Annotated in this window: 22 protein-coding genes; 3 read left to right on the top strand and 19 right to left on the bottom strand. The window is 57.2% G+C overall.

The window, feature by feature from the left end; genetic code table 11:
* Positions 1–98 precede the first annotated feature (98 nt).
* The 7 genes from NQZ67_RS25075 to NQZ67_RS25045 form a co-directional block, all read right to left on the bottom strand.
* Positions 99–1898, bottom strand: coding sequence for a glycoside hydrolase family 66 protein (locus NQZ67_RS25075; protein ID WP_257451363.1), 1800 nt, complete (start codon positions 1896–1898; stop codon positions 99–101).
* 23 nt (positions 1899–1921) lie between these two features.
* Complete coding sequence (locus NQZ67_RS25070) at positions 1922–2755, bottom strand: carbohydrate ABC transporter permease (RefSeq protein WP_257451360.1); 834 nt, start codon at positions 2753–2755, stop codon at positions 1922–1924.
* 12 nt (positions 2756–2767) lie between these two features.
* A complete protein-coding gene (locus NQZ67_RS25065; RefSeq protein WP_257451359.1) occupies positions 2768–3727 on the bottom strand; it encodes a carbohydrate ABC transporter permease in 960 nt (319 codons plus the stop codon).
* 119 nt (positions 3728–3846) lie between these two features.
* Positions 3847–5166 (bottom strand): extracellular solute-binding protein, encoded by a 1320-nt coding sequence (locus NQZ67_RS25060; protein WP_257451357.1) that lies wholly within the window; start codon positions 5164–5166, stop codon positions 3847–3849.
* Positions 5167–5370: 204 nt separating this feature from the next.
* Positions 5371–7053: a glycoside hydrolase family 13 protein gene (locus NQZ67_RS25055; RefSeq protein WP_257451355.1), complete on the bottom strand. Its 1683-nt coding sequence runs from the start codon at positions 7051–7053 to the stop codon at positions 5371–5373.
* Between the two features lie 493 nt (positions 7054–7546).
* Positions 7547–8305: a ThuA domain-containing protein gene (locus NQZ67_RS25050; protein ID WP_257451353.1), complete on the bottom strand. Its 759-nt coding sequence runs from the start codon at positions 8303–8305 to the stop codon at positions 7547–7549.
* 24 nt (positions 8306–8329) lie between these two features.
* Positions 8330–9397, bottom strand: a complete 1068-nt coding sequence (locus NQZ67_RS25045; RefSeq protein ID WP_257451351.1) for a Gfo/Idh/MocA family protein — start codon at positions 9395–9397, stop codon at positions 8330–8332.
* A gap of 138 nt (positions 9398–9535) precedes the next feature.
* On the opposite strand from NQZ67_RS25045, the gene NQZ67_RS25040 reads away from it, so the two are divergent.
* Positions 9536–10420, top strand: a complete 885-nt coding sequence (locus tag NQZ67_RS25040) for an AraC family transcriptional regulator (protein ID WP_257451349.1) — start codon at positions 9536–9538, stop codon at positions 10418–10420.
* Between the two features lie 215 nt (positions 10421–10635).
* On the opposite strand, the gene NQZ67_RS25035 is transcribed toward NQZ67_RS25040, so the two are convergent.
* Positions 10636–13206, bottom strand: a complete 2571-nt coding sequence (locus NQZ67_RS25035; protein ID WP_371825357.1) for a beta-mannosidase — start codon at positions 13204–13206, stop codon at positions 10636–10638.
* Positions 13207–13505: 299 nt separating this feature from the next.
* Positions 13506–14405, bottom strand: a complete 900-nt coding sequence (locus NQZ67_RS25030; RefSeq protein ID WP_257451387.1) for a DNA-3-methyladenine glycosylase 2 — start codon at positions 14403–14405, stop codon at positions 13506–13508.
* A gap of 226 nt (positions 14406–14631) precedes the next feature.
* Here NQZ67_RS25030 and NQZ67_RS25025 point away from each other — a divergent pair, with 226 nt between their 5' ends.
* Positions 14632–15045, top strand: a complete 414-nt coding sequence (locus NQZ67_RS25025; RefSeq protein ID WP_257451347.1) for a hypothetical protein — start codon at positions 14632–14634, stop codon at positions 15043–15045.
* Positions 15046–15199: 154 nt separating this feature from the next.
* Here the strand turns inward: NQZ67_RS25025 and NQZ67_RS25020 are convergent, their stop codons facing one another.
* The 6 genes from NQZ67_RS25020 to NQZ67_RS24995 all read right to left on the bottom strand — a co-directional run bounded on the left by NQZ67_RS25020 (position 15200) and on the right by NQZ67_RS24995 (position 19707).
* A complete protein-coding gene (locus NQZ67_RS25020) occupies positions 15200–15895 on the bottom strand; it encodes an ABC transporter permease (RefSeq protein ID WP_257451344.1) in 696 nt (231 codons plus the stop codon).
* Entirely contained in the window at positions 15867–16811 is a 945-nt protein-coding gene (locus NQZ67_RS25015; RefSeq protein WP_257451342.1) for an ATP-binding cassette domain-containing protein, read from the bottom strand. Before NQZ67_RS25015 ends, NQZ67_RS25020 begins: the two co-directional genes overlap by 29 nt.
* A 74-nt stretch (positions 16812–16885) precedes the next feature.
* A complete protein-coding gene (locus NQZ67_RS25010) occupies positions 16886–17860 on the bottom strand; it encodes a sensor histidine kinase (RefSeq protein WP_257451340.1) in 975 nt (324 codons plus the stop codon).
* A 1-nt stretch (position 17861) separates the two neighbouring features.
* A complete protein-coding gene (locus tag NQZ67_RS25005) occupies positions 17862–18572 on the bottom strand; it encodes a response regulator transcription factor (protein WP_306813055.1) in 711 nt (236 codons plus the stop codon).
* A 15-nt stretch (positions 18573–18587) separates the two neighbouring features.
* Positions 18588–18998 carry a disulfide oxidoreductase gene (locus NQZ67_RS25000; protein WP_257451339.1) on the bottom strand — a complete coding sequence of 137 codons (411 nt, stop codon included), beginning with the start codon at positions 18996–18998 and terminating at the stop codon, positions 18588–18590.
* Position 18999: 1 nt separating this feature from the next.
* Positions 19000–19707 (bottom strand): thioredoxin domain-containing protein, encoded by a 708-nt coding sequence (locus NQZ67_RS24995; RefSeq protein WP_257451338.1) that lies wholly within the window; start codon positions 19705–19707, stop codon positions 19000–19002.
* Positions 19708–19960: 253 nt separating this feature from the next.
* On the opposite strand from NQZ67_RS24995, the gene NQZ67_RS24990 reads away from it, so the two are divergent.
* The gene (locus tag NQZ67_RS24990; protein WP_257451337.1) at positions 19961–20488 is read left to right on the top strand and encodes a hypothetical protein; all 528 of its coding nucleotides are present in this window, start codon (positions 19961–19963) and stop codon (positions 20486–20488) included.
* Positions 20489–20564: 76 nt separating this feature from the next.
* Here NQZ67_RS24990 and cysI read toward each other — a convergent pair whose 3' ends face one another.
* The 4 genes from cysI to NQZ67_RS24970 form a co-directional block, all read right to left on the bottom strand.
* Positions 20565–22307, bottom strand: a complete 1743-nt coding sequence (gene cysI / locus NQZ67_RS24985; protein ID WP_257451336.1) for an assimilatory sulfite reductase (NADPH) hemoprotein subunit — start codon at positions 22305–22307, stop codon at positions 20565–20567.
* 286 nt (positions 22308–22593) lie between these two features.
* Complete coding sequence (locus NQZ67_RS24980) at positions 22594–24471, bottom strand: assimilatory sulfite reductase (NADPH) flavoprotein subunit (protein WP_257451335.1); 1878 nt, start codon at positions 24469–24471, stop codon at positions 22594–22596.
* 262 nt (positions 24472–24733) lie between these two features.
* Complete coding sequence (locus NQZ67_RS24975; protein WP_257451334.1) at positions 24734–25573, bottom strand: sugar phosphate isomerase/epimerase family protein; 840 nt, start codon at positions 25571–25573, stop codon at positions 24734–24736.
* Positions 25570–26541: a DUF6005 family protein gene (locus NQZ67_RS24970; protein ID WP_257451333.1), complete on the bottom strand. Its 972-nt coding sequence runs from the start codon at positions 26539–26541 to the stop codon at positions 25570–25572. Before NQZ67_RS24970 ends, NQZ67_RS24975 begins: the two co-directional genes overlap by 4 nt.
* Positions 26542–26546 lie beyond the last annotated feature (5 nt).

The raw sequence follows: 26546 nt of genomic DNA, 5'->3' as shown, positions 1-26546 counted from the left end.
CGCGGGGCCGGGACTCCAGTATACACCGATTGTCCCGCCTGCGGCTGCTTCCGCGATACAACGACGCAAAGACGCCCTCCGGAGGCGTCTTCACTACCTTAATATTCCAAAACAATCATATTCCAATACTTCAGCTTCGGCAGCGTAAGCGCCACTTCCCCGTCCTTCTGCTTGAAGTCGAGCGGCACGGCCGAGCCGCCGTAATAATCCGGCGAAGCCATCCACGCCTTCTTCACTTTGCCATCCGCCTTCACCGTTACCTTCGCGTCCGCGATCTCGTTCGGCTCGGTCTGGTCTGCCTTGTTATCCTGCCATTCCAGCGTCGCCGCGTCCGTGAAGTTGATCAGATGCAGAACCGTCCGTCCTTGAGCTTCCTTCGCGAACGCCCACACCTTGCCCCGTTCCGGCTGATCCGACAGCTCCGCCCCTTCTGCCGACGCGGACTCCAGCTCCTTGTCCGTCGCGCCGTCGCGAAGCAGGTTCTGATATGCCGTGAGGAAATCGTAATACGACACGAGCGCGTCCTGCAGCTCCTCGGTCATCTTCAGGTTGCGATTCGGAAAATACTCCTTCGCCAGCATGTTCTCGCCCAGCTCGAGATGCGAGCCGCCCGAGGCGAAGATGACGGCGTCCGTCAGCAGCACGCCCGGCGTGTTGAACTCGCCCGCGGAATCGGCGTGATCATAGTTCATGTAAGCCGCGAACACGGTGTTGAGCGCGCCTTTGCTGTATTTATAGTTCTGGTCGGCGATTTCTTTCAAGTTGCGATAGCCCGGATGCGCGTCCCACACTTCGGTGTATAGAAATTCGACCGGCGTCTTCGCGATATTCGCCTGCCCGAACTGGCCGACCGCGTTCATGACGTAATCGACGTCAATCTCCTTCTTCGCCGCGTTCATGAACGATTCATACGTATCCGGCAGGTTGATCTTGTCGGCGTTCGCATCGTACAAGACGCCGCGGTCGCCAAGCTGGTCGACATGCCAGCCGTCGAACGGCAGATGCTCGAATACCTTCTTCTCCTCTTCGAACAGGTAGCTCTGCCACTCTTCGTTCGCGGGATTCAAGAGCAGGATGTCGCTCGCCCAGCTTTCCGGCAGCGGATGCTTATCTTGGTTCGTGAGCAGCGGGTCCTTGAACATGCCCCACTCCCGCTTCACGCCGTCCTGCTCCGAATCGTCGAAGGCGCCGAACAATAGATTATAATTCATCGCCTTCATGCTTTTGCCGTGAGCCAGATCGATGTAGTTCTTCACCGTGTCGTAAGCAACCAGACGGTTCGCAATTTCCGGCCACTGCTTTGCCGGCGCGTCCCCTTCCAGCTTCAGCGGCTTATGATGCTTCCACTGCCAGTCGTAGAACTGGATGCCGTTAATCCGGTAGCGGTTCAGCCGCTCGATGACCGCTTCCTGCTCGGCAGCCTCCATCGCCATGAAGTCCGCCAGGTAGCCGTAGCGCGGGAACTTGCCCCAATCGGAGGAGACGTCGACCGCGATGTTGGCGTGATCGACCATTTCCTTGCCTTGCTTGACGAAAATCTCCGTCAAATAGCCTTGATAGTCCGTCTCGGACGGCTGCCATTCCCAATGAACCGTCGGAGAGCCGTCCCATTCGATCTTCGCTTCGTCGATCGTCTCGTCGAGATGCTTGTAGCGGACGAGAAGCTCGCCGCGCTGCGCCGATTCGTTCATCGTGAGAGCGAATTTCACCGGCTCGCCGGGAGCGTATCTTGCCTTGTCGGTCGTCACGTAGACGAGCATATCGGCGTCTCCCGCATCGCGGGGATCCACCTTTGCGCTGCCGCTATCAAAGCATCCGCCGAGCAGCGCCGGGATGACCAGCAAGCCCGCGCAGACGGCGGCCGTTTTGGCGCGAACTATTTTCAAAGTAGAGTTCATATCGTTCTCCTTGCGACTTTGGATTAGCCTTTCACGCCGCCCTCGTTGAAGCCGGATTGCACGAACTTCTTCTGGAACGTCACGTACAGCAGGATGACCGGCAGCAGCGCGATCATGGACGCCGCGAACACTTGGCCGTAGTTGGTCGAATATTTGTCGTTGAACATGAGGATCGCGATCGGCAGCGTCCGCATCGCTTCGCTCTTGATGATCGTAAGCGCCAGGAAGTATTCCTCCCATGTCCCTTGGAAAATAAAGATGGCCAGCGTGCCGAGCGCGGGAAGCGACTGCGGCAGGTAAATGTTCCAGAAGATGCGCCAGTTGCCGCCGCCGTCGATCAGGACGGATTCCTCCAGCTCCTTCGGAATGCTCTCGAAGAAGCCCCGCAGGAAGAACACGTTGCCGATGACGCCGCCCGCGATATAGACGAGCCACAGGCCGCTGAACGTGTTCACGAGTCCCATGTCCTTGATGATGACGAACTGCGGGATGATGTTGATGACGCCCGGGATGAACATGGTCAGCAGGAAAATCCGGAACACGAGCTCCTTGCCGGGGAACGTGAACCGTGCGAAGCCGTATGCGGTCAAGGCGCCCAGGAACAGCGAGCCGACCATCGCCACCGACGTGACGACGACGCTGTTCATGAAGTAGCCGACGAAGTTGTTTTTGTTCCATACCGTCACGTAGTTGGCGAAGTTGACCTTGACCGAGAACACCTGATCCGGCTTCGGCAGCGTGTTCGTGCCGAGGAAGAACGTCGTCAGGATCATGTAGATGAACGGGAAGACGAACAGAAGAGCGCCCGCTATGATGATCGCGTAGACGATGAATTTATTAAGAAACGATGTGTGCATAAGCGCTCCTCCTTAGAACATTTTTTGTCTTCCGATTTTTTTCATCTGCGTGTAGGTCATGACGAATACGAGCAGGCCCATCATGACGCCCATGGCCGACGCCGGTCCGAACTTCAGGTTCTGGAACGCCTCGATGTAGATCAAGCTTGGGATGACGTGCGTCTGGTTCATCGGGCCGCCTTGGGTAATGAAGTACACCTGCGGGAAAAATCCGAACGCCCCGTTGATCAGGTTGATGACGACGAACAACGTAATCGGCTTCAGAAGCGGAATCGTAATGCGCCAGAACTTCTGGTTCGCGTTCGCGCCGTCGATGTCGGCCGCCTCGTACAGATCCTTCGGTACGCCCTGCAGCGCCGCGAGGTAGATGACGACGCCCCAGCCGACCGTCTTCCAGATGTGGAACAGCCAGATCATGATCATGGCCGACCAGTAATTGCTGCGCCACGCGATCGGCTCGGACAAGATGCCGAGCTTGGCGTGCAGAATGTAATTGATGAAGCCTCCGTCGCCGTCGGCGAACAAATATTTGAACAAGAGTGCGATAATGATCCACGACGTAACGATCGGCAAGTAATAGATCGTGCGGAACGCAATCTTGAATTTGACGAATTTGGCGTTGATCAGAACCGCGAAGAAGATCGCGAGGAACCAGTTGACCGGCACGGTGGCCGCCACGTTCAGGAACGTATTGCGCAAAGCGATCAGGAACCTATCGTTCGGATCCTGGAAAACCTTCGTATAGTTGTCGAAGCCGACCCACGGATTCGCCGCGTTCGGCATGATGCTGTAATCCTGGAAGCTGATCATGATGTTGCGGATCATCGGGTAGATGACGAATACGGCGATGCCGATGAAGCCTATCGCCACATAGGGCAGCACGGCCATCCATTGCCGCAGGCCCAGCTTGAATTTGCTTTTGCTCTTCATGGGCGCTTGCTTCGTCTCCGGCGTCAATAGGGAAGCGGACATGAGCTTTAGGCCTCCTTTCATGAGGTGCTTTCATAAGGGAGGAAGGGAGATCGCCCTCGGCGGCGCTGGCACGCGCCTAGCCGGCCGGCGAATTCGCCCTTCCTTCGGTTCGTTACTCGTTATTTCAGTATCGCTTCGATCTGCTTCACGGCTTCTTCCAGCGCCGCCTTCGGCTCCTGCTCGCCGCGAATGGCTTTCTCGAACGCCAGGTTGAAGATCGCTTCCACTTCGCCCCATTGCGGGATCGGCGTGCGCGGCAATGCCGTCTTCAGCTGCTCGACGTACGTGTCGACGAACGGAATGTCCATGGTCGTCATCGCGTCGGCCGCGGTCGTGTTGGTAGGAATAAGACCCGTCTCCGCCATAATCTTCTGAGGCTCTTCCGTCAGCATCCATTTCGCGAACGTCCAGGCCTCCTCCGGATGCTTGGAATTCGCGAACATGACCAGGTTCTCGCCGCCGATGACGGAACGGCTGCCGCCGTCGCCCGCAGGCATGATCGCTCTAACCGTCTGCTCCAGCGGATTGAAGCCCGTCGCTTCCTGCTCCGCGATCTTCGTGCTGTAGAACCAAGGGCCGTCGTCGCTCATCAGGTAGTCGCCGCTCACGATGCCGTCCCATGTACCCGGCTCGCCGCCCAGCATGACCGGCAGGACGAGGCCCTCGTTGTTCCAATCGACGATCGTCTGCAGCGCCTTTACGCTCGCTTCGCTATTCAAATAGCCGTCAACCTTCGTGTAGTCTTCGTTCGTAATCGATCCGCCAAGGCTCCAGAACCATGGGCCGAGACCCCAAGCGTGTATGCCGGATACGCCGATGCCGTATTTGCCCTTGCCCTTCAGCGTCTTCGCCGCGGCCACAAGCTCATCCATCGTTTTCGGCGCTTCCGTCAGGCCGGCTTCCTCAAGCGTCGCTTTGTTGTAGATGGCGACCTTCGTGTTCGTGTTGACCGGCACGCCGTAGTAGCCGCCGTTGTAGAAGTTCGTCGCCATCGGCGCTTCGAACACGCTAGCCTTCAGCTCGTCGAACCCTTCCAGCTTGCTCACGTCCATCAGCGCGTTCTGCGCCGCGAACTCCGGCACCCATACGATGTCCATGCGCATCAGATCCGGCGCCGCGTCGCCCGCCACGCCCGCGATCACTTGCTGCTTCAGCCCTTCGTACGGCATGCGCGTCAGCTTCAGCTCGATGTTCGGATGCGCGTCCTCGAACGCCGGCTTGATCTTCTCCGTCAGGACGACCTCTTCCGCGTCGCTGTACGTATGCCAGTATTCGATCGTTACTTTGGGGGCGGAGTCGCCGCCGCCGTTGCTTGCGCCGCCGTTTCCGGCGTTGCCGCCATTCGCGCTATTGCCGCCGTTGCCGCCCGCGCAGGCCGCCATGACGAATACCATCGCCAGGGCCATAACCGTCAGGGCCGCTTTTCTCATTTTGTTCATGCTTTATTGCTCCCCTCTCGCTCTCGTTTGTGTGGTGCCTCTTGATTATCTCTTCCGGGGACTTTTTGGGTAACCGTTTACATTCACAATAGCGTGTCGTATATTACCGGTTGCGCGGGACAAGCGGACGCGGCTTGGTGTGCAATATTACGATGGAGCTGTAAATGATGCACCTACCGTGTCCCGCGACCCCCGCCGCTCCCGTTACTTCGCGATGGCGTATACCCTTGCTTCGTAAGGACGAAGCGGCAGGCTTCGAATATCCTCCGCGGCATCTACGTCGCCGTAGTTGCTGATGATAAGCTCCCTGGAGCCATGCTCAAGCTCGTTTGGCAGCTCGAACAGCGCCGGCTCGCCGAAGAAGTTAAGCAGGATCAGCCACTTTTCTCCGTCCAGCTCCCTCGTGTACGCGTAAATGCGCTCGTGATCCGGCAGGAGCAGCTCGTAGCTGCCGTAGGACATAATCGGGTGCCGCTTGCGCAAGGCGATCAGCTTCTTGTAATAGTGGAAGATCGAATCCGGATCCTGCAGTGCCTGCTCGGCATTGATGCTCGCGAAGTTCGGATTGGACGCAATCCACGGCGTGCCCGACGTGAATCCGCCGTTCGGCGAAGCATCCCATTGCATCGGCGTTCGTGCGTTGTCGCGGCCTTTGGCATAGATGGACGCCATAACGTCCGCCTCCGGCTTCCCTTGCTCGGTATGCTGCTCGCGGTACATGTTCAGCGTCTCGATATCGCGGTAGTCGCCGATCGACTCGAACCGGACGTTCGTCATGCCGAGCTCCTCGCCCTGGTAAATGTACGGCGTGCCCTTCAGCGTGTGAAGCAGCGTTGCCAGCATCTTGGCCGACTCCTTGCGGTACTTGTCCGCGTCTCCGAATCGGGATACCATGCGCGGCTGGTCATGGTTATTCAGGTAGAGGCTGTTCCAGCCATCCTCGGCCAGGCCCGTCTGCCACTTGTGGAGGATATCCCGCAGCCCGTTGAGCGTCCATGGCTTCACGTCCCACTTGCCGCCCGGGCCGGAATCCACGTCCATGTGCTCGAATTGGAACACCATGTTCAGCTCGCCGCGGTCTTCGCCCGTGTACAGCTTCGCTTGATCAACGGTCGCGCCCGGCATTTCGCCGACGGTCATGATGTCGTATCGCGAGAGCACCTCGCGGTTCATCTCCTGCAGAAATTCGTGAATTCGCGGGCCGTTCATGAAATGCTCGCCGCCCCATGCATACCGGTCTTCGCCCACGCTAGGCAGCCCCGGCGTCTTCGAGATGCAGTTGATGACGTCCATGCGGAAGCCGTCGATGCCCTTGTCGAGCCAGAACGTCATCATGTCGTACACTTCCTTGCGGAGCGCAGGACTTTCCCAGTTCAGGTCGGGCTGCTTCTTCGAGAACAGATGGAGGAAATATTCGCACGTCGCCTCGTCGTACTGCCAAGCGGAGCCGCCGAAGAACGACACCCAATTGTTCGGCTCCTCGCCCTTCTCGTTCGCGGGACGCCACATGTAGTAATCCCGGTACGGACTGTCCTTCGAGCTGCGCGACTCCGCGAACCAAGCATGCTCGTCCGAGGAATGGTTCACGACGAGGTCCATCATCAGCTTCATGCCGCGGCCGTGAAGGCCTTCGAGCAGCTCCTCCCAGTCCGCCATCGTGCCGAACTCGTCCATAATGTCTCGGTAATCGCTAATATCGTAGCCGTTGTCGTCATTCGGCGATTTGAATACGGGGCTAAGCCAGATGACGTCCACGCCAAGCTCCTTCAAGTAATCCAGCTTGGCAATGATGCCCTGCAGGTCGCCGATCCCGTCTCCGTTCGAATCCATGAAGCTCCTCGGGTAAATCTGGTACACGACCGCTTCCTTCCAGAATGCCTTTTTCATTTCGTTCACTCCTATGCGCGCTACTTGTAGCTACAAGTATGCAAGACCACCCCGCAGGAGAAAACGTGCGATAATCTCATGTTGCGGAATATAGTGCACCTCGGCGGACGGGCATGCTGCCCTCCAACCGCCAGTAACACGATTTTTTCGGCCTATTGCGCACCGCAGCTCCCTCCCGTGACTTGTAACACGATTTTTCCGTGTTATTGCCCTCCGCGTACCCCTCCAACCGCCAATAACACGATTTTCTCCGCTTATTGCGCTTGACGGACCCTTTCGGACACCCGTAACACGATTTTTTCGTGTTACTGGCCTCCGCACACCCTACTCCCCCGCCAGTAACACGATTTTTTTGTGCTATTTCGCTCCGACGCACCCTTTCGGACACCCGTAACACGACTTTTTCTTGCTACCGCCCTCCGAGCACCCCATCCACGAACAAAAAAACTCCGCCCCAACCGCCGATAGCGGTTGGAGCGGAGCTCCATAAAAGTTAATTTGCGGCGGAAGCCTTCGGCTTGCCGATCGGCTCGATCGGCTCGAGCGGCGCGACGCGGCCTGCCGAAGACGTTGCGCCGGCGGTCGGTGCCGCCCAGCGGACGCCGTTGGCGATCACTTTCAGAACCTCCGGCTGATGGTAGATCGGGAACGTCTCGTGGCCCGGGCGGAAGTAGAACAGCTTGCCCTTTCCACGGCGGTAGCAGCAGCCGCTGCGGAACACTTCGCCGCCTTCGAACCAGGAGATGAAGACAAGCTCGTCCGGGGCCGGAATTTCGAAGCGCTCCCCGTACATTTCTTCCTTCGGGATTTCGAAGTAATCGCCAAGTCCTTCCGCGATCGGATGGCCGTGCTCGATCACCCAGACGCGCTCCCGCTCGCCGTCGTCGCGCCACTTCAGCGTCCCCGTCTTCGTTCCGAGCAGCCGCTCGAACACCTTCGAAGCGTGGCCGGAATGCAGCACGATCAGCCCCATGCCGCCCAGCACGCGGTCGCGAACCTTCTCCACGATATCGTCGCGAACCTCTCCGTGCGCGATATGTCCCCACCAGATCAGCACGTCCGTAGCCGCCAGCACCTCGTCGGTCAGCCCGTGCTCCGGTTCGTCCAGCGTCGCCGTCCTTACCTCGATCTGCTCCTGCGTACCCAAATAACCGCCGATCGCGTTATGAATGCCCTCGGGATAAATGCTTGCCACATGCACGTTCTGCTTCTCGTGGCGATATTCGTTCCACACCGTTACTCGAATGGTCATATCCTTTTCCCCTCCAAAATGTTTTTAGGCACCCTGCCCGATTTCCGGCTCCAACGCCGAAACCCAGCGCCCCTGCTCGAACGACTCGACAATCGCGTCCAGCGTGCGCTGATTGATATACCCGTCCTCGATCGTCGCATCGAGCCCGTCCCCGCGGCCAAGCAGCAGGTTGAAAAACGACTGCATCTGCTCCGCCTTGCAATCCTCCGGAATCTCGATGGTTCGGAAGCCGCCTTCTTCATCCTCGAAGTTCACCTGCAGCGTATCCGACTCCTCGAGGTTGTAGACGAGCGAGCCGCGCGAGCCGTAAATCTCGATCTGCTGGTAGTTGCCTCGCCCGTATGCGAATCGCGAGATTTGCATGGAGGACGAGATGCCGCCTTCCATCCGCGCCAGCACGTGGCAGAAATCATCCACGTCGACCTCGCCTTTGCCTTCGCCGCTCAGCAGGTCGCGCTCCCGCACGATCGTGTCCGCATGGGCAACGACGCTGTCCGTCTCTCCAACCAGGAAACGATGCATGTCGAGAATGTGCGAGCCCAGATCGCCAAGCGCGCCCGAGCCGGACAATTCCTTGCTGAAGCGCCATACGAGCGGAAGCTTCTCGTCGATCGCCCAGCTCTGCAGATATTGGCTGTATACGTGATGGATTCGTCCCAGTTTGCCTTCCCTAATCAACTGCCGGGCGTAACGCGCCGCCGCCTTGTACCGGTACGTGAAGCAGACCATGTGCGGAACCGGCGATTTCGCCAGTTCGTCGCGGAGGATGCGTGCCTCCTTCGTGTCCAATGCGATCGGCTTCTCCAGAGCGAACGGTTTCCCTAACCGAATGGCGTCGTAGGCCACTTGGAAATGGTTAAAGTTCGGCGTGCCGATCATGACCGCGTCGATCTCGCCATTCCGCAGCATGTCCTCATGGCGCGCATACCGGCGCTCCTCGGGAATGCCCAGCGTCTCTCCTCTCTCCGCAAGCGCTTTCTCGTTCACGTCGCAGATAGCCCACAGCTCGGCGTCGGGACTCTGCCCGATGCCCCAAATATGATAATTCGCGATGCCGCCCAGCCCGATGACGCCGATTCTCAGCTTCTCCATTTGCACCATCCATTCGCATCAACATTTTTGTTTGAACGTTCACCATCAGTATAGGGTGTGATAGAATGATCGAAAATGCGAAATCGATACCCTTTTTGTACAATACCGACTTTTTAATGGTGAAGGATGTGCTTCCGCATGCTGAGGATGAACGTGGAGTTAGTTCCGAAAATCGTGCTCATGGGCTACGTCGAATACAAGTCGCCTTGGATTCATTTTTTCCGCAACACAGACGAGCACATCCTGTACATCGTCAAGAGCGGGGAGCTGCATCTGCGGGAGAACGGCGTCGAATACGTGCTCAGACGCGGCGATTCGCTGCTTCTCGAGCCCGGACTCGATCATGAGGGCACTCGGAAAGCAACCTGCGACTACTATTATTTTCATTTTCGGCACCCCGAGATGGTTGCCGCCCCGGCGCTCGATCCGGTCGAGCTCGCCAAACAAGCGCTGCTCGAGAACCGCGCGGACAGCGAGGAGGAGAGCCACTACTACTTTCCGAAATTCCACACTATTTTCGACAAAACCGGCTTTCGGCAAACCGTCCATGCCATGAACGAGCTGCTGCTGCTGTACCGCCGCAAGCATTATAACCGCGGACTGACCGCCCTCCGGTTCTCGGAGCTGCTGATCGAGCTGTCGCGGGACTATTTTCTCCATATGCTGCAGCATGAAGGAGGCAAAGGCTCCAAAGCCGTCGCCAAGGTACACGCGCTTCTTGACTATATTCACACGCATTACACGGACAAAATCGGCAGCGGGCTCATCGAGCGGGAATTCGAATCAAACTACGATTATTTGAATCGGATCTTTAAGGAAACGACCGGCTATACGATCACGAGGTACGTGAACAAAGTCCGAATCCAGCACGCACAAGAGCTTATCCGGGCCACTCATATGAGCTTCGGGGAGATCGGCTACTTGACCGGTCTGAACGATCCTTATTATTTCAGCAAGGTGTTCAAGCAGTTCACGGGCGTATCACCGGGGCAATACTATAAGCAAGTGCGGGAGCCGGAGTAGGAACCGTCGATAGTTCAACAAAACTGCATGGATCGTGAGCGAATAAGCGTGTCAGACGCGCTTATTGGGGCGATGGGCGGCCAGTTGGAGCGAATAAGCGTGACACGCTTATTGGGGCGAATGCGACATCACGGCGGCAGCCGTTCAGGCTACTAGACTTACTTACTCACACGCAAGAAGGCGGCGCATCATCTGCGCCGCCTTCCTCCATATCGCTATTTAACCGCCAAGAAGTCGATCATCGACCTGGCCGTCACATTACCCGCGCGAGCCGGCGAGCCGAACGCCTCTCCCGCTTCCCGTCTGCGGAATTCCACTTCCTTGCGCACGCCCGGAACGACGTCGAAGAAGTTGTCGGAGAAGAGTCCCTCTTCCTCCGCCTGCAGCCATACCTGCTTGGCGAGCGAGTCGGATTCGATCAGGAAGCGCGTTCCCCCGCTGCCTTCGACCTCCGTCACCCGAATGCTCGCCGGCGCAAGCGCCAGGTCCTTCGGACGGGCGAAATAATACTCGCTCCGGCAAGCAAGCGCTCCGTTCTGCGCGAGCTCCGCCACCAGCACGACGCTGCCGGCGTCGCGGCCGGCCAGCCATTCTTGCTCTGCGGCCGCATAGACGAGCGAAGAACGTCCTCCTTCCGCTCGAACCGCCTTCTCCTCCGAGCGGAGCAATTCGCCGCCGAACGAATACAGCGAGAGCGTCAACTTGCCTTCCTGCGGCTGCAGACGATCCGTCACCGCATAGACGCGGAGCTCCCCGTCATCGGTACGCTCGAACGACAGCAGCAGCTCGGCGAAGCTGTTTTTGGCATAATACTGCATCGCCTTCCACTTGCCGTAGTAATCCATGCCCGACCAGGAAGCGACCGGCCAGCAGTCGTTCATCTGCCAGTAGAGGGAGCCCATGCAATACGGCATCCGTCTCCGGTGCGCCTCGATCGCCATCTTCATCGCTTCGCCCTGCTGCACTTGGCTCATGTACAGGAAGGAAGGGAAGTCCTTCGGCACGCTGAAATACAGCTGCATGTACTCCTTGATCAGACGGTTGCCGTTGCCGTTCTTCTGATGCGCGAGCATGACCTTGGATTCCAGCTCCATGTCGCTCTCGTCCGCGAACGTTCGAACCGTGTCGTATTCGGGGAACGATTGGAAGCCGTATTCGCTCATAAAGCGTCCGACCTTCTTGTTGTAATTCTCGAACGGCTCTACCGCGTGCCAGACGCCCCAGTAATGGATGTCCCCTTCCGTGGACAGCGGATGCGCATGCTGCCCTTTGTCGCCGGTCAGGTCGATCATCGGGGACGACGGCCAGTAGTCGATGCCGTGGCTGAACGCGGATACGGCCTCCGGCAGAATCCGGTGGAAGATGCTCTCGTAACCGGCCCAGATCGCTTCGCGCTGCTCCGCGTTATACCACTTCTTCCAGCCCCAGCCCCCCTCTTCCTCGAAGTGCTGCCAAGCCGAGTCGATCTCGTTGTTGCCGCACCAGAGCGCGATGGACGGATGGTTGCGCAGGCGCTTCACGTTTTCTTCCGCTTCCAGCTTCACGCTCTCCAGGAATGCCTCGTCCCACGGGTACATGCTGCAGGCGAACATGAAATCCTGCCAGACGAGAATGCCGTATTCGTCGCACAGCTCGTAGAACGCGGACTGCTCGTAGATGCCCCCGCCCCATATGCGGAGCATGTTCATTCCGGATTCAGCGGCCGAAGCAATCTCATGGCGATACCGCTCCTTCGTCACTTCCGTAACGAAGCTGTCATTCGGTATGTGATTGGCGCCTTTGGCGAAGATCGGAACCCCGTTCAGCTCAAAATAAAAGCTGGCCCCAACGTCGTCCTTCTCCCTTACCAGCCGAATCGAGCGCAGCCCCGTGCGAACGCTCTTGCTTGCCGCGGCATCCTTCGAGCCTGCCGGCACGAATTCGGCCAGGAACGTATACAGATGCTGCTCGCCTTGTCCGCGGCTCCACCAGAGCTTCGGCTGCTCAATGAACGCGGGTACGGTTACTCGGTTAACGCCTTGCTTCAGAGCCGCGGCCACCGTCCACTCCGCGCCGCTTCCGTCGCTTACCTTCACTACTCCCTCGCCGTCGTGCGCGCTCTCTACCTCGATCTCAATGGACAACTGTGCCGCTTCCGCCGTCACTTGCTCCTGCTTCACGAATACGTCGTTCACGCGGACATCAGACCATGCGACGATGCGCGCCTCCCGCCAAATCCCGCTCGTGACGAAGCGAGGGCCCCAGTCCCAGCCGTAATGATAAGGCGCCTTCCTGGCGAATACGCTCACCTTGTCTTCGCCAAGTCCGCCGAGCTCGGACTGGTCGTTGGACGCCGGCAAGTTGTAGCCAAGCTTCTTAAGCTTCGGCAGATCCTCCTGAATCGGCGAACGGAACCGGATATGCAGCTCGTTGCCCTTCTCTTGGACTAAGCTGCCGATCTCCACCTGCCAAGTGCGGAACATATTGTCGGCGGACAAGATGTGTTGACCGTTCAAGGAGACATCCGCATACGTGTCCAATCCGTCGAAGACGAGCTCGATATGTTGCTCGCTCCGAAGCTCCTCCGTCAAATCGAAGGTCGTTTTGTATTCCCAATCGATTTTGTCGATCCATTGCAGATCATGTTCGTTCGTCTTGTTGAACGGATCGGCAATCTTGCCGTTGCGGTGCAGATCGGTATGCACGCAGCCGGGCACGACGGCCGGGAGCCACTCCTGCTCCGTGGTTGCTTTGAACATCCACTGATTTAATTCGACGTTTACGTCTTTGCTCTTCGATGCTGTCATCCCGTTCTCTCCTCCAATTATGTGAATGATCGCTAACAACGCACATAACAAATACATAACAAATCTTAAATCAACAAAACATCCAGGTCAATTCTTATTTTGTTATGTTTTGTTAGGTGACTGTAAATCGGCACGTTACTCTTCGAAAAAAGCTTATTCATAAATGCGGATGACTAGCCTGAGAAGCTGTACGCCACCTTGAGCAAGCAGCGCCAAATAACATAACAATTTGCCACAATCACACTAACAAATAGAAGAAAGCCAAGACAGGGACGCTCACCCTCTCTTGGCTTCTTCCATCAATACAAGAGTTTCCACAAATAAAACGTCGCATACGCTTCCCATCCGCTCCAGCCCCGCGACAGCTCTAGCAGCTCGGACTTCGTCGGCTTGCGTTCCATGCCGAGCTGATGCTTGATCGCGTTATGCAAGCCGACATCGTCGATCGGGAACGCGTCCGGCAGCCGGAGACAGCGCATGATCGCGTAGTTCGCGGTCCATGGCCCGATGCCGCGCATCGCCGTCAGCCTTTTTTCGGCGCCTTTCAGACTCCCCTCGTCCACCAGTCCCTGCTTGGACAGGACGCCGGAAGCGACGGCCTCGGCCACGCTGATCAAATACTCGCACTTTTTCACGGTCATCCGGAGCGGCTCGAGGTCGGCTATCTGCAGCGAAGCGATCCTCTCAGGCGTCGGGAACAGCCAGTGGTGATGTCCGTCCTGATCGACGGGGCGGCCGAACGCCTCCACCAGCCTTCGCTTGAGCGTATACGCGAACGCCAGATTGATCTGCTGCCCAATGATTCCCCAGCATAACGCTTCGAACAGATCGGGAATGCCCATTAGCCGCAGACCGTAGAACTTACTGGCCGGCTCGCGGAGCAGCGGGTCCGTTCCGGCCAGCCGATAGAACGGCGACAAGTCCCGCTCCAGGTCGAACCACTCCCGGACGTAAGCGCCGGCTGCCTCTAGCAGCCTCTCTCCACCGTTGCCATCCGCATAATCCCCCGCTCCGAGCAGACGAAGCTGCAGCCCCCCGTCCGGCGATTCGCCGACCTGCATGACGGCCGTCCGTCCGTCGGTCTCGATCGCCTTATAGACAAAGCCGTCTTCGATGCGATATAAGCACTCGTTCGCCGAGCGCGCCAAATACCCGATATTTTGCCCAAAGCTGAACGCTTCCGGCACCTGCAGCACCATGCTGCAACCCCATTCTTTCCCGCTGTCCACTGCCCCGCCCCCAATCTCGCCTATTTCTCTAGTTATAGCACAAGACGCGGTACAGGAAACGTTACAATCTTGCGGTTTAATTCCTGAACAACTTACAGCTTGTTCACAGCGTTAGTATATAAGGTGCATGAAATCTGGGAGGCGTTCTGTCCCCATTACTGACAGAATCGTGCTCCAATGTAAGGGAGTGCATCCGTTGAGAAAAAATTTGATATTCATTCTGGCTTCATTATCCTTTATAACCGTCTTGATCCTCATTACGCATCATTTGTTTCCAAAAACGATTGAACACAAGTATTTCCTATTGCAGATGAAGGGCGAGACTCAAAGCTGGAGGGTAGAAGATTACCAAATTGCGATTTCCCCCACGTTTAGTGCAGCAGGCTCCGCCAAGGTTTATTATTTAGGCGATCTCAGTCAAATTGATAACGAAATCCAAATTGAATTTTATAATGACTTTTTTGGTCCTCAAAAGGGGGAGGCGTATTTGAGGGGAACCGGCTCTATCGGAAACAAGGGATATTATGAGACAGGCGGGGGCGGGCTAACCGACGAAGCGCATAGCTTGACGCTTAATCAAATAGGCAAAACCTATGCCGTTATTACCTAGAACGACAAGGGCAACCGGGAACATCGTGAACTCATTCGGTTGGAAATAGATAATCGATTTGCGAATGAAGTAGAAGAGTACGCTCGCAATTAAACAAACTTGCGATGAGACCAAAAAGCCGACTGCCCATACCAGGCAGCCGGCCTTCCGTTGATTACACCACGTCCACGCGGTCGATGTTCCTGAAGCTCAGGTAAGTGAGCAGAATCCCCAGCGCGCCGAGCGACAGCGGAATGGCAATGATGGAGCTTAAGCTGAAGCCCATATTGTTGGAGCAGACGATCATCACGATGAAGATCGAGCTGATGACGGTCGCGGTTCCGGACTTCTTGCGCATGCCGACCGCCAGCGGAAGCAAGCTCATCCCGGCGGCCGCAATACCGTGGGTCAGAACGTGCGCGCCGTGTTGGAGCAGAATCGTTGTCGTCACCGTGTCGTCGACGTAGCCCGTGACGGAGTTCACCGCGAGGAACAAGCCGCCGATCAGCGCGTTGGCGATCATAATATTCGCGAACGTCCATACGAATACGATGATCAGCTTGGCGAAGATGATCTTCTTCCGGCTGACCGGATAAGTGAACAGCAGCGCCATCGTTTTGTCCCGGAATTCGCCGATAATCGAGCGCGAGATGAGCGCCGAAGCATAGATGATGAACGTCGCGCGCACCAGCGTGTCGATCAGGAGCAGCATTTCCCCGTAGTCCCGGAATACCTCTTCTTCCTGGCTTGGCCCTTCCACCATATAGATGAGCATGAGGAAGCCTGCCAATATGCCATAAGCCAGCAGCGATCCGCCAATATAAGAGAACAGCTTCCCTTTCTTAAGCTCCAGCTTGATCAAATGCCGCATGGCCGCCACCTCCGCGAGTCAATTCGAGGAAATATTCCTCTAAGGAATGATGGCGCCGAATGATCGACTCCACCGAAACGTCGTTCAGAACAAGCCCTTTGGACAGCGCCTCCGGCGTTACGTCCGCGTCGTATACGCGAAGCATATGGCTGCCCATGATCTTGTAATGCCGGATCTGCAGCTTCTCCTCGAGCACGAGCGCGGCCTGCTGGGCGTTCGACGTCTTGATCTCCACGTAATCCGTATTGGAGCGGCGAATGCTCTCCATGGACACCTCTTGAAGCAGACGGCCGCGATCGAGAATGCCGACCGTATCCGCCACTTGCTCCACCTCCGCCAGCAGATGGCTGGAGATGAGAAGCGTCGTTCCGAGCTCGTCGCGAAGCCTGCGGAACAGAACGCGCATCTCCTGAATGCCTTCCGGATCAAGTCCGTTGATCGGTTCGTCCAGCAGAAGCAGCTCCGGCCGCGTCATGATGGCTCGCGCGATGCCCAGACGCTGCCTCATGCCTAGGGAGAACTGCTTTACCGGCTTGTTCTCGACGCCGATTAGCTGCACGAGGTCCAGCGCTTCCTTTGCCGCTCCCGCGCGGTAGTACCCCATGTATTCCGCATGAAGCTCCAGATTCTGCTCCGCCGTCAGCTTCTCGTAGAAGACCGGCGCTTCGATCATATGCCCGATTCGCTTCAGCGGCTCAACCGCGCCGGGAAGCTGTCTTTCGCCGAACAGTTCAATCTCGCCTCCTGTCGGCTTCACGAGACCCAGCAGCATTTTCATCAAAGTCGATTTGCCTGCGCCGTTCGGTCCCAGAAATCCGTAAATCTCGCCTTTCCTTACTTTCATCGTCACATTCGATACGACGTCCTGCCGACCGAAGGTTTTGGTCAGCAGCCGCGTCCGGATTACATCCGTCATTTCTTCACTCTCCCGCTTGATTTCGTTATGTCCTTATCTTAGCGCGGGCCGCTCTCTTCTTTCTTACCGAAATCTTACTTATTTCTTACTTCCGTCCCGAGAGCCGCCTGTTCCGCCTCGCGAAGCCGCACGACGAAGCTCGTACGGACATGGGGCACGCTTTGCAGCTTGATGCTGCCGCCAATCCGCTCCGTGAGCCGCTTCGTGATCGTCAGGCCGAGACCGCTGCCCTGCACGTTCCGGTTGCGCGAATCCTCCAGCGTATACAGTCTCTCGAAGATGCGCGGCTGCTCTTGCAGCGGAATACCGGGGCCCCGGTCGGCCACCTCGATCAGAATGCTCCCGTCTCTGCGCGTGACCGTCAAGCCCAAATAATGGCCCGTTCTCCCATAACGGACGGCGTTGGAGAGTAAATTATCCAGGATGCGGGATACCGCTTCTTCGTTGGCATAAGCAAGCAGCGGGACATCGGCGATGTCGATGTCGACCTCGTAACGCTCCGCCGCCAGCAGGTCGTAATAGTCGAGAATCCGCATTCTCGCCAGCTCGCCGACATCAAGAACCTCGAGAGGAAGCTCGGAATCGTCGGCTTCCAGCTTCGCCAGGTCGAAGAACTCGTTCATCAGCCGGAGCACCTCAAGCGATTTCCGGTGGATCTGGCCCAGCAGGCGCGTCCGTTCCTCCGCAGGCAGATCGGGCCCGCGCTCCAGCATCTCGGCATAACCCAAGATGACGGTTAGCGGCGTCTTGAGATCATGGGAGACGTTGGACAGCATCTTGCGCATCGCCCTCTCCGTCTTCGCATAGTCCGCAGCCGACTTATCCGCGATATCCAGCCAGCGGTTGACCGCCTGCAGCAGCTCCCGGAGCTCGGTCTGCTCCGTCATCAGCTGCACCCGCTCGGATGAACGCTCCTCCCTGCCCGCGATTTCGTCCAGCTTCATGGCTACATAAGCCAAATGACGTCGCGCGGCTTGATTCTTGCGTCGTTCCATAATATACAGCAACAAAAAAAGAAGAATCAGCGCGATCCCGGCGGCCATCATCATGTCAGCCTTCCCCCAGTCTGTAGCCGATTCCCCAAAGCGTGCGAATGTAGCGCGGGTTCGACGGATCGTCTTCGATCTTCTCCCGCAGCCTTCGCATATGTACGTTAATGACGTTTTCGTCCCCGTAATATTCTTCGTTCCAGACGAGCTGGTAGAGCAGCGCCTTCGTATAGACCCGCGTCGGATGCTGAATGAACAGCTTCAGGATGTGGAATTCCTTGGCCGTCAGCTTGACGTCCTCTCCGCGCTTGGTCACCGTAAAATTATCCGGATCGACGCTAAGCTCGCCGACCGTGAGCAGCTTAGCCCGTGGAGGAGCGGCCTCGGAAGCCTCGGCCCCCGCGTATTGCGTCGCCCTGCGGATCGACGCGCCGACGCGCGCCGCCAGCTCCAGCAGAGAGAACGGTTTGGCGATATAATCGTCCGCGCCGAACCGGAGACCGAGCGCCTTATCCACCTCGCCGTCCTTCGCGGACAGGATGAGGATTGGCACTTTGCTGCGTTCGCGGATGCCTTGCAGCAGGTCGAGACCGCCTACGTTCGGCAGCATCAGATCGAGCAGAACCAAGTCGTAGCTTCCGGCGTCGAACGCGCGGAGGGCCTTGGCGCCGTCGTTAACCGTCGTGACGGTATAGCCTTCTTTGGCCAAATACCCTTCCACCATTTCGCTGATCGACGCGTCGTCTTCTATGAGCAGCAAGCTGCCGGACATGCCTGAAGCCTCCTCTTATCTCTTCTTGAACACAAGAAGCAGAATCGTAATAAGCGTAAAGCCGGTCAGCGCAAGAAACGGAATCGTGATGAAGCCCAGCCAGTTGATGTACATGCCGCTGCAGGGCACGCCTTGCGTGCATGGCTTGATTGCCGCAAAGCCCGGAATCTTCTGCTCCATATAATGGAATGCGGACACGAGCATGCCGAGAATGGACAGAGGCAGCACGTATTTCCGGATGGCATGCTCGTCGTAGAAGGCCGCTATGCCGAGGATGACGCTGAGCGGGTACATCAGGATGCGCTGATACCAGCATAGCTCGCACGGAATGAACCCTCTGATTTCGCTAAAATAAAGACTGCCCAGCGTCGCGACGACCGCGACCAGCCAAGCGAAATACAAGACGTTGCGCCGCATGAACTCCATGTTAGGCCTCCTGCTCCTGCTCGCCGCCAAGCTCTTGCTCGATCGCCGCGCGGATCGCTTTTATATCGAAAGGATCTTTGATTTCGATTTCGTTGATCATAATCGTCGGCGTATACTGAAGGTTGAATTGGTTCACCAGAATCGAGTCCAGCTGGACAAGCTGCCCCGCTTCTTCGCTCGCCATGACTTCTTTTAGCTTCGTCTCGTCGAGATCCGGCACGGACGCTTTGGCCACCTCGAGCACCTTCGCTTCCGTCAGCCAATGGCTGTCATGGTTGGCTGGCTGCGCGTCGAACAGCTTTTTGTGGAAATCCCAGAATTGCTCCGGATACATCTTCAGCATCGATTCGCTCGCAATTGCGCCGACCTGTGATTCCTCGCCGTGGAACAACACGTTGATGTACGAGAAGGTCGCCTTGCCCGTATCCACGTAATCCGCCTTAAGCTGCGGCCATACGGTCTCTCCCCAGGACTTGCAGGACGGACACTTGTAATCGCCGAATTCCACGATCGACACTTTGGCGTTCGTATCGCCCATGACGGGCTGAGCTGTGGTCGAAGGCGCGCTGTCGAGAATATTGGTTTCTCCGCCGCTATTGCCTGACTGCTGGTTAATGACGAACAAAGCGACGGCCACGATAATGATGACCGCCGTATAAATCACGAAATAACGAGAACCGCCCTTCTGGGCTTTTTTGTTGGTTGCCATGTTTATGTACCACCTTATTCGGAATTTTGAAGTCGCTTCTTCCCAAACGATAGCATATTGCCTCGTTATCCACTATACCCCGATATCGTCAAAACGCACAATTTTGAAAACATGGCCTTCTCCGAGCTTTGTGCACAGCAAGTATAGCTTCCCGTTCCTATGTACTCTACCGCCAAAAGCAACAAGAAATCAACCCTAATTAGGTAAAATATGGTATAGTGTTCTGGGGGTTACTTGGGGAGAGGTGATGCTATTGAAGGGAACTAAGTCGATGAGGTGGCTTGCCGCGGCGTTTGGAGCTTTTATATTAGTCGCTGCGATTGCCGCGGTGATTTGGTATCAGCGCGCCGATCCGTTGGATGACACTGGCCTGACCGTATATACGAATTCGGCCGATATGTATAAGGCTTACACGGTTGAGATAGTGAATAAAAGCAAATCGGCTATAGATATTCTAAGCGTTACAGTTAACGACGGGCAGACACCGGATTATGCGCGGCTCGGCATCACTTATGATTCTCCTCATCTCGTACAATTTTTCGAAGAGGAGACTGACCCCGCTACTCAAATAATGGAGCTGCACGACGCAACCATTGAGCCGCAATTACCCAGCAAGGACATGACAGCTGCTATTATGAACAAGGACAACGAAAAAGAGCCCACGCCCATCCATTACGGCATTGTCATTCGCTACGACAAAGACCCCATACAAGAAGTCAAGAATCGTTATCGCTATCTCGGTTTTACCAAGGTCAAGCGCGTGAAGCATTGGTTCAGATAAAGTTCGCCGTTTTATATCCCAGCCAACACAAAAAGCGCAGAGCCGGAGAAATCCGGTTCTGCGCTTTCATTATGAATTAGCTATGGAATTCAAGTCCGTTGTACACCGGCTTCACATAGCCCGTGCGGACGACGAAGTCGCCGAAGTGCTCGCCCTGCTCGCGGTCCGCCGCATAGTGCTTAATGATCGGAGTCAGCGTGTCGAGAATGTCGTCTTCGCCGATGTTCTCGCGGAACAGCTTGCTCAGACGGTCGCCGGAGAAACCGGCTCCCATGTACATGTTGTATTTGCCCGGCGATTTGCCGATGAAGGAAATTTCGCCAAGCGCCGGACGGCCGCAGCCGTTCGGGCAGCCCGTCATCCGGATGTTGATGTCGGTTTCGCGAAGACCAACCTCTTCGAGGATCGGCTCCAGCTTGTCGACGAGCGTCGGCAGGTAGCGTTCCGCTTCCGCCATCGCCAGTCCGCAAGTCGGAAGAGCGACGCAGGAGATGGAGCTGCGGCGCAGCGCGGACAGATGGCTGCCGTCCGTAATGCCGTACTGCTGCAAGATGGCTTCGATTTTCTTCTTCCCTGCTGCCGTCATGTTCGCGATCATCAGGTTTTGGTTCGCAGTCAGGCGGAAATCGCCGGTGTGGATTTTCGCCACTTCGCGGATCGCCGTTTTCAGCAGATAGCCGTCCTGGTCCGCGATCCGTCCGCTGTTCACGAACAGCGTCAGGTTCCAGCGGCCGTTTTTGTTTTTCGTCCAGCCGTAGCGGTCGCCCGTGCTCTCGAAGCTGTATTCGCGAGCCGGCTCCAGCTCCCAGCCGAGGCGCTCTTGCAGCTCGGCTACGAACCAGTCCAGACCATGGCGGTCGATTGTATATTTCATACGCGCGTATTTCCGCACCGAACGATTGCCGTAGTCGCGTTGGATCGTGACGATCTTCTCCGACGTTTGCAGCACTTGCTCCGGCTTAATGAAGCCAATGACGCGAGCAAGCTGCGGATACGTGTTGTTATCGCCGTGGGTCATGCCCATACCGCCGCCGACCGCAACGTTGAAGCCGACCAGCTTGCCCTTCTCGACGATGGCGATGTAGCCAAGATCCTGCGAGAAGACGTCCACGTCGTTGGACGGAGGAACCGCAATGCCGATCTTGAATTTACGCGGCAAGTAGACCGGTCCGTAGATCGGCTCGACCGGATCTACTCCCTCCACGGCGTTCACGATCTCGGAGCTGTCGACGACCTTCTCGCCATCCAGCCAGATCTCATGGTAGGCCGGCGTGCGAGGAGCCAGATGCTTCGTAATCTCGTTCGACCAGTGGATGACTTCGGCATGCACTTCGGATTCATACGGATTCGGGTTGCACATGACGTTGCGGTTCACGTCGCCGCAGGCCGCCAGCGTGGTCAGAAGCGATTCGTTGATGGATTTGATGGTCTCCTTCAAATTCCACTTCAAGATGCCGTGCAGCTGGAAGGCTTGCCTCGTGGTGACGCGGATGCTGCCGCTGCCGTACTTATCGGCCAGCTCGTCAATAACAAGCCACTGCGCCGGCGTCGACACGCCGCCCGGAGCCACGACGCGGAGCATGAACTGGTAAGAAGGCTCCAGCTTCTGCTTCTGGCGTTCGTTGCGCACGTCGCGGTCGTCCTGCATGTAGCTGCCATGGAATTTCATCAGACGGTTGTCGAGCTCCGACATCCCGCCCGTAATCCGGTTCTGCAGCGTCTCGACGAGCGACCCGCGCAGGTAGTTACTTTCAATCTTCAAATGTTCAACGTCGCTCGGCGGTCCGCCGACCGGCTCTACTTTATGTCCCTTCGCCATTGTTGCTATGGGCTCCTTTCCTGTGCGCATGCAAAATTGCACAATAGCGCAATCCTTCTGATCTTATATAAATATGGTTCAAAAAGTTCGATTTTCAGCACCGAGAAGGTTGAATAAAGCTAGAAATTGAGGAGCGGAGCGTAGTGAAGCTACGTGAGCACCTGCAATGTTTCCGGAGGAAACATGCTTCGTAAGCACTCGCTTAATTTCGGCTGAATTCAAGATTCGATGTCGATTATGCCTCTTGGAATACTTCGTGATCAAAAGCGGACTTTTTGAACTTCTTCTAATAAACGTCGCGTTGGTAGCGTTGTTGAGCTTGCAGGTCCGCCAGGTAGGCTTTCGCCGCTTCCGCGTCCAGGGCGCCTTCCTGCTGGATGATCGTAAGCAAGGCGTTATGAACGTCATGCGCCATATGCTTCTCGTCGCCGCAAACGTAGACGTGCGCGCCCTCTTGCAGCCAAGCGTACAGCTCCTTGGCTTGCTCCAGCATGCGATGCTGCACGTACACTTTCTCCTTGGAATCGCGCGAGAACGCGACATCCAGCTTCGTCAGCACGCCGTCCTTCAGCATGCGCTGCCAATCCGTCTGGTACAGGAAATCCGTGACAAAATGACGGTCGCCGTAGAACAGCCATGTTTTGCCTTCCGTGCCCAGCTCCTCTCTCTCTTCGAGGAACGCGCGGAACGGAGCGACGCCCGTGCCCGGACCGACCATGATGATCGGAGTTTCCGGATTCGCCGGCATCTTGAAGTTCGGGTTCTGTTGAATGAAGATCGGCAGCGTGCCGCCTTCTTCGAGACGCTCCGACACATGCACGGAGCATACGCCGCCGCGCGCTCTGCCATGCGCCTCGTATTCGACCTTGCGAATCGTCAGATGCACTTCGTCCGGATGCGCTTTGTTGCTGCTCGCGATGGAATACAGTCTCGGCGGAATCTTGCGCAGGATCGACACGAGGTCGGACGCGCTAAGCTTCCAAGGTCCGAAGTCCTGCAGCAGATCCAGCAGGTCTCTGCCGTACGTATAAGCCTTAAGCTCTTCTTTGTTCTCCGGCTTCACGAGCTCGGCCAGCTTGCCGTTCTGCGAGAACGGAACGGCCTTCTCGAGAAGCGGCTTCGTCAGCACCGTAATTTCGAACTGGCGCAGAAGCGCGGAACGAAGCGTGCCTTCGTCTCCGTCCTTGCCAGGCACGACGATCTCCGACGGGGATGCGCCCAGTACCGAGATGATCTGGTCGACGAGCGCCGGATCGTTCTCCGGATAGACGCCTACGCAATCGCCCGGCTCGTAAGTCAAGCCGGAGCCCTCGAGCGACAGCTCGAGATGGCGCGTTTCGCGGTCGGAGCCTCTGCCGTTCAGGTTGATCGTGCCGATCACTTCCGCCTGGAACGGGTTCGAGCGCGAATATTGCGATTCGCCCGCGGACGCCGCCGTCGCTGCGGATGCGGCAGCCGGCACGGCAGCCGATGCGGCCGCTCCCGTCACGGAAGCGTTAGCCGCGGCCAGCACTTGGCTCAGCCATTCGGATGCCGGACCCTCGAAGTCCACGTCGCAGTCGACGCGGTCCGCGATGCGCTCGGCGCCCAGCTCTTCCAGACGCTTATCGAAGTCTTGGCCTGTTTTGCAGAAAAATTCATAGGACGTGTCGCCTAGCGCAAGAACGGAGAATTTCATACCGTCCAGCTTCGGCGCGCGTTTCGAATGCAGGAATTCGTAGAAGGTAAGCGCGTTATCCGGCGGATCGCCTTCGCCGTGCGTGCTCGCCACGATGAACAAATGCGCCGTCTTCTTCAGTCCGTTCGTCTTGTACGCGTTCATCGCCGAAAGCGTCACTTCGAAGCCTTGATCCTTCAGCTTATCCGCCAATCTGCCGGCGAGGCGCTGGGAGTTGCCCGTCTGCGAGCCGAACAGAATCGTCGCTTCGCGCGGAGCCGCCGGAACGGCAGGCACGGCCACTGCAGCCGCTTCAGGTGTAACCGCTTGCTCTAGTACGGGCGCCGCGATAGCCGCCGCCGCCTCGGATGATCCCGCACCCGCCCGGTAAAAGGTCAAAAATCCGCTAAGCCATTGAGTTTGTGTATCCGTCAGAGTCGGCAGCAGCTGGTTCAGCAGCTCGGCCTGCGCTTCCGTGAACGGACTGTTCGTCACTTTCAGTTGCAACTACATCCACCTCGCATCAAATCTTCGTTCGATATTAATTCCAAGTATACCACTATGGTTTTTATACTGCTCTAAAACTACCACAGTCCGCCTTTCATGGTCAATGAAATACGTCGTTTTCTGTCTATAAAAAGTTTTGAACCGACCCGTAGGCTTTCCTTATAGAGATTCATTCTCAACGGCAAAACCCGCCTGAATGACCGGGTCGGCCGTCAGGCGGGTTTGTTTTTAGCTTTATCCTATCCACGATTAGCCAAAATTATCATGGAGCGAAGCTCCAGCTCAGCTTCCGAAGCCAAGCGACGTCAACGCTCAGCGCCTCGAAGGGGGAAGGTCCGAACCATTCGAGCGAGGCGAAGCAATCGATGCGCGCGGCCTCCTCGGCCACCTTCCGGTAATCCAGGAATCCTTGCGCCAGCGGCACCATGCCGTCCCGGTCGCCCGAGGCCGAATAGATGTTGCCCGGCTCGAACAGCGATACGCGGCTGGGGGAGGCGATATTTTTGAAATGGAAATGCTCGATCCAAGGCTCCAGCACATGCAGCGTCTGCATCAGATCGCCTCCGAATTCCCAGACATGCAGAACGTCGAAGTTCAGCTTCAGCCGATGGCCTCCAATGTCCGACAGCAGCGTCAGGGTCGAATCCAAACTGTCCGCAAGCGTGCCTGGATGCGTCTCGACGACCAGCTGCATGCCGTGCCCTTCGCATCGCCGGCAAAGCTTTCTCAGCCTCTCGGTGTAGAGCTCCCGTTCCGCCGATTCAATCGCGGCGCTGGACACGCCTCCCGCGAACGTTCGGATCCGGCGCGTTCCGAGCCATTCCGCCAAGCGAATCAGCTTGTCGCATTTCCGCTCCGCCGACGCGAACGCCTCCTCCGAACCGATGTCCAAATAGTCGCTCAGCATGGACACCGACATACCCGCGTCCTCCAGCTCCGACAGCCGCTCCTCCGAAGCCCGCCTGTCCTGCTCGTACATGCCCATCGCGTGGACGCCCCACATTTCGACTCCGTCGAATCGTTCTTTCTTCATATAATCGACGATCGCGGCGAAGGATACGAGCTGGTGGCGGAACGAAATCGTGCACAACGACATTCTCATCGCATCGCCTCCCATAGGCCGTACAGCCGGTACACCTCGCATTTGATCCGCCGCTCCAGGGCGTCCATCTCCTCCAGCTTGGCGAGCGTCTGCTCCAGCAGCTTCGCGCTGCCGGTCATCGCCATCTTCATCCCCAGATACTGCACGTTGTGGAAGCCCCGGACAAGCTCCTCGACGAGATCCGCGTAAGCCTCGAACGTATCGCCGCCGGAGCCCGTTTCATCTATAAAATACATCAGCGCGTGCTCGTAGCTGTATTTGCGGATGGCCAGCACGGGCAGCTGCTTCACCGCCCCGGCGATCATGCCGATGGAGAAGCCGTTCTCCCCCGACGCCATGGCGCGGATCAGCTCCTTAAGCTTCTCCGTCAGGCCGTTCTCCCAATGGAATACCGTGTGAAAATAATGCTTCACGTCCTCCCGCGACGCCTCCCTAAGCCGCGACGAGTCCACGTAAAATCCGCCTCCGAACGGATTGCCGACGAAGGCCTCGACCGCTCTCGCCCGCGGAACGGTGCCGCGCCACCGGAAGTCGGGGTCGATCATCGCCCATTCCTCCGGATCCTCCGTGTGGGCCAGCATCAGGAAGTGGGGAAACGGCTTCTGATGAAACTTGTTGTCCCGCTCGGGGAGGAACGACATATCGATCTGCGCCATGACATAGCGGTCAGGAGGACACTCCTCGATCAGCCGCAGCATAGTCGCCAGGTTGTTCTCCGCCGGCAAATCCTTGTCGTACCACTCCGTCACCTTCGCGCCGAACAAATCCTCGAACCATTCGTAATAATGGCTATGGTCGAGGTCGTGCTGGTAATAGGTCACTTCGCCGCTCTCCGTCACGTCGAACGGCGCGTCCCACAGGCCCATGTAGAAGGGCCGGTAGTCGATGCCGCTTCTCTCGCGCAGCACCTCGCACAGACAGCTGACGATGCAATGCACCTTAATGCTTACTTCTTCTTTGATCGCCATGCCCC

Source organism: Paenibacillus soyae (genome assembly GCF_024623455.1).
In the GTDB taxonomy this organism is placed as follows: Bacteria; Bacillota; Bacilli; order Paenibacillales; family Paenibacillaceae; genus Pristimantibacillus; species Pristimantibacillus soyae.
This window is presented reverse-complemented; position numbering and strand designations above follow the sequence as displayed.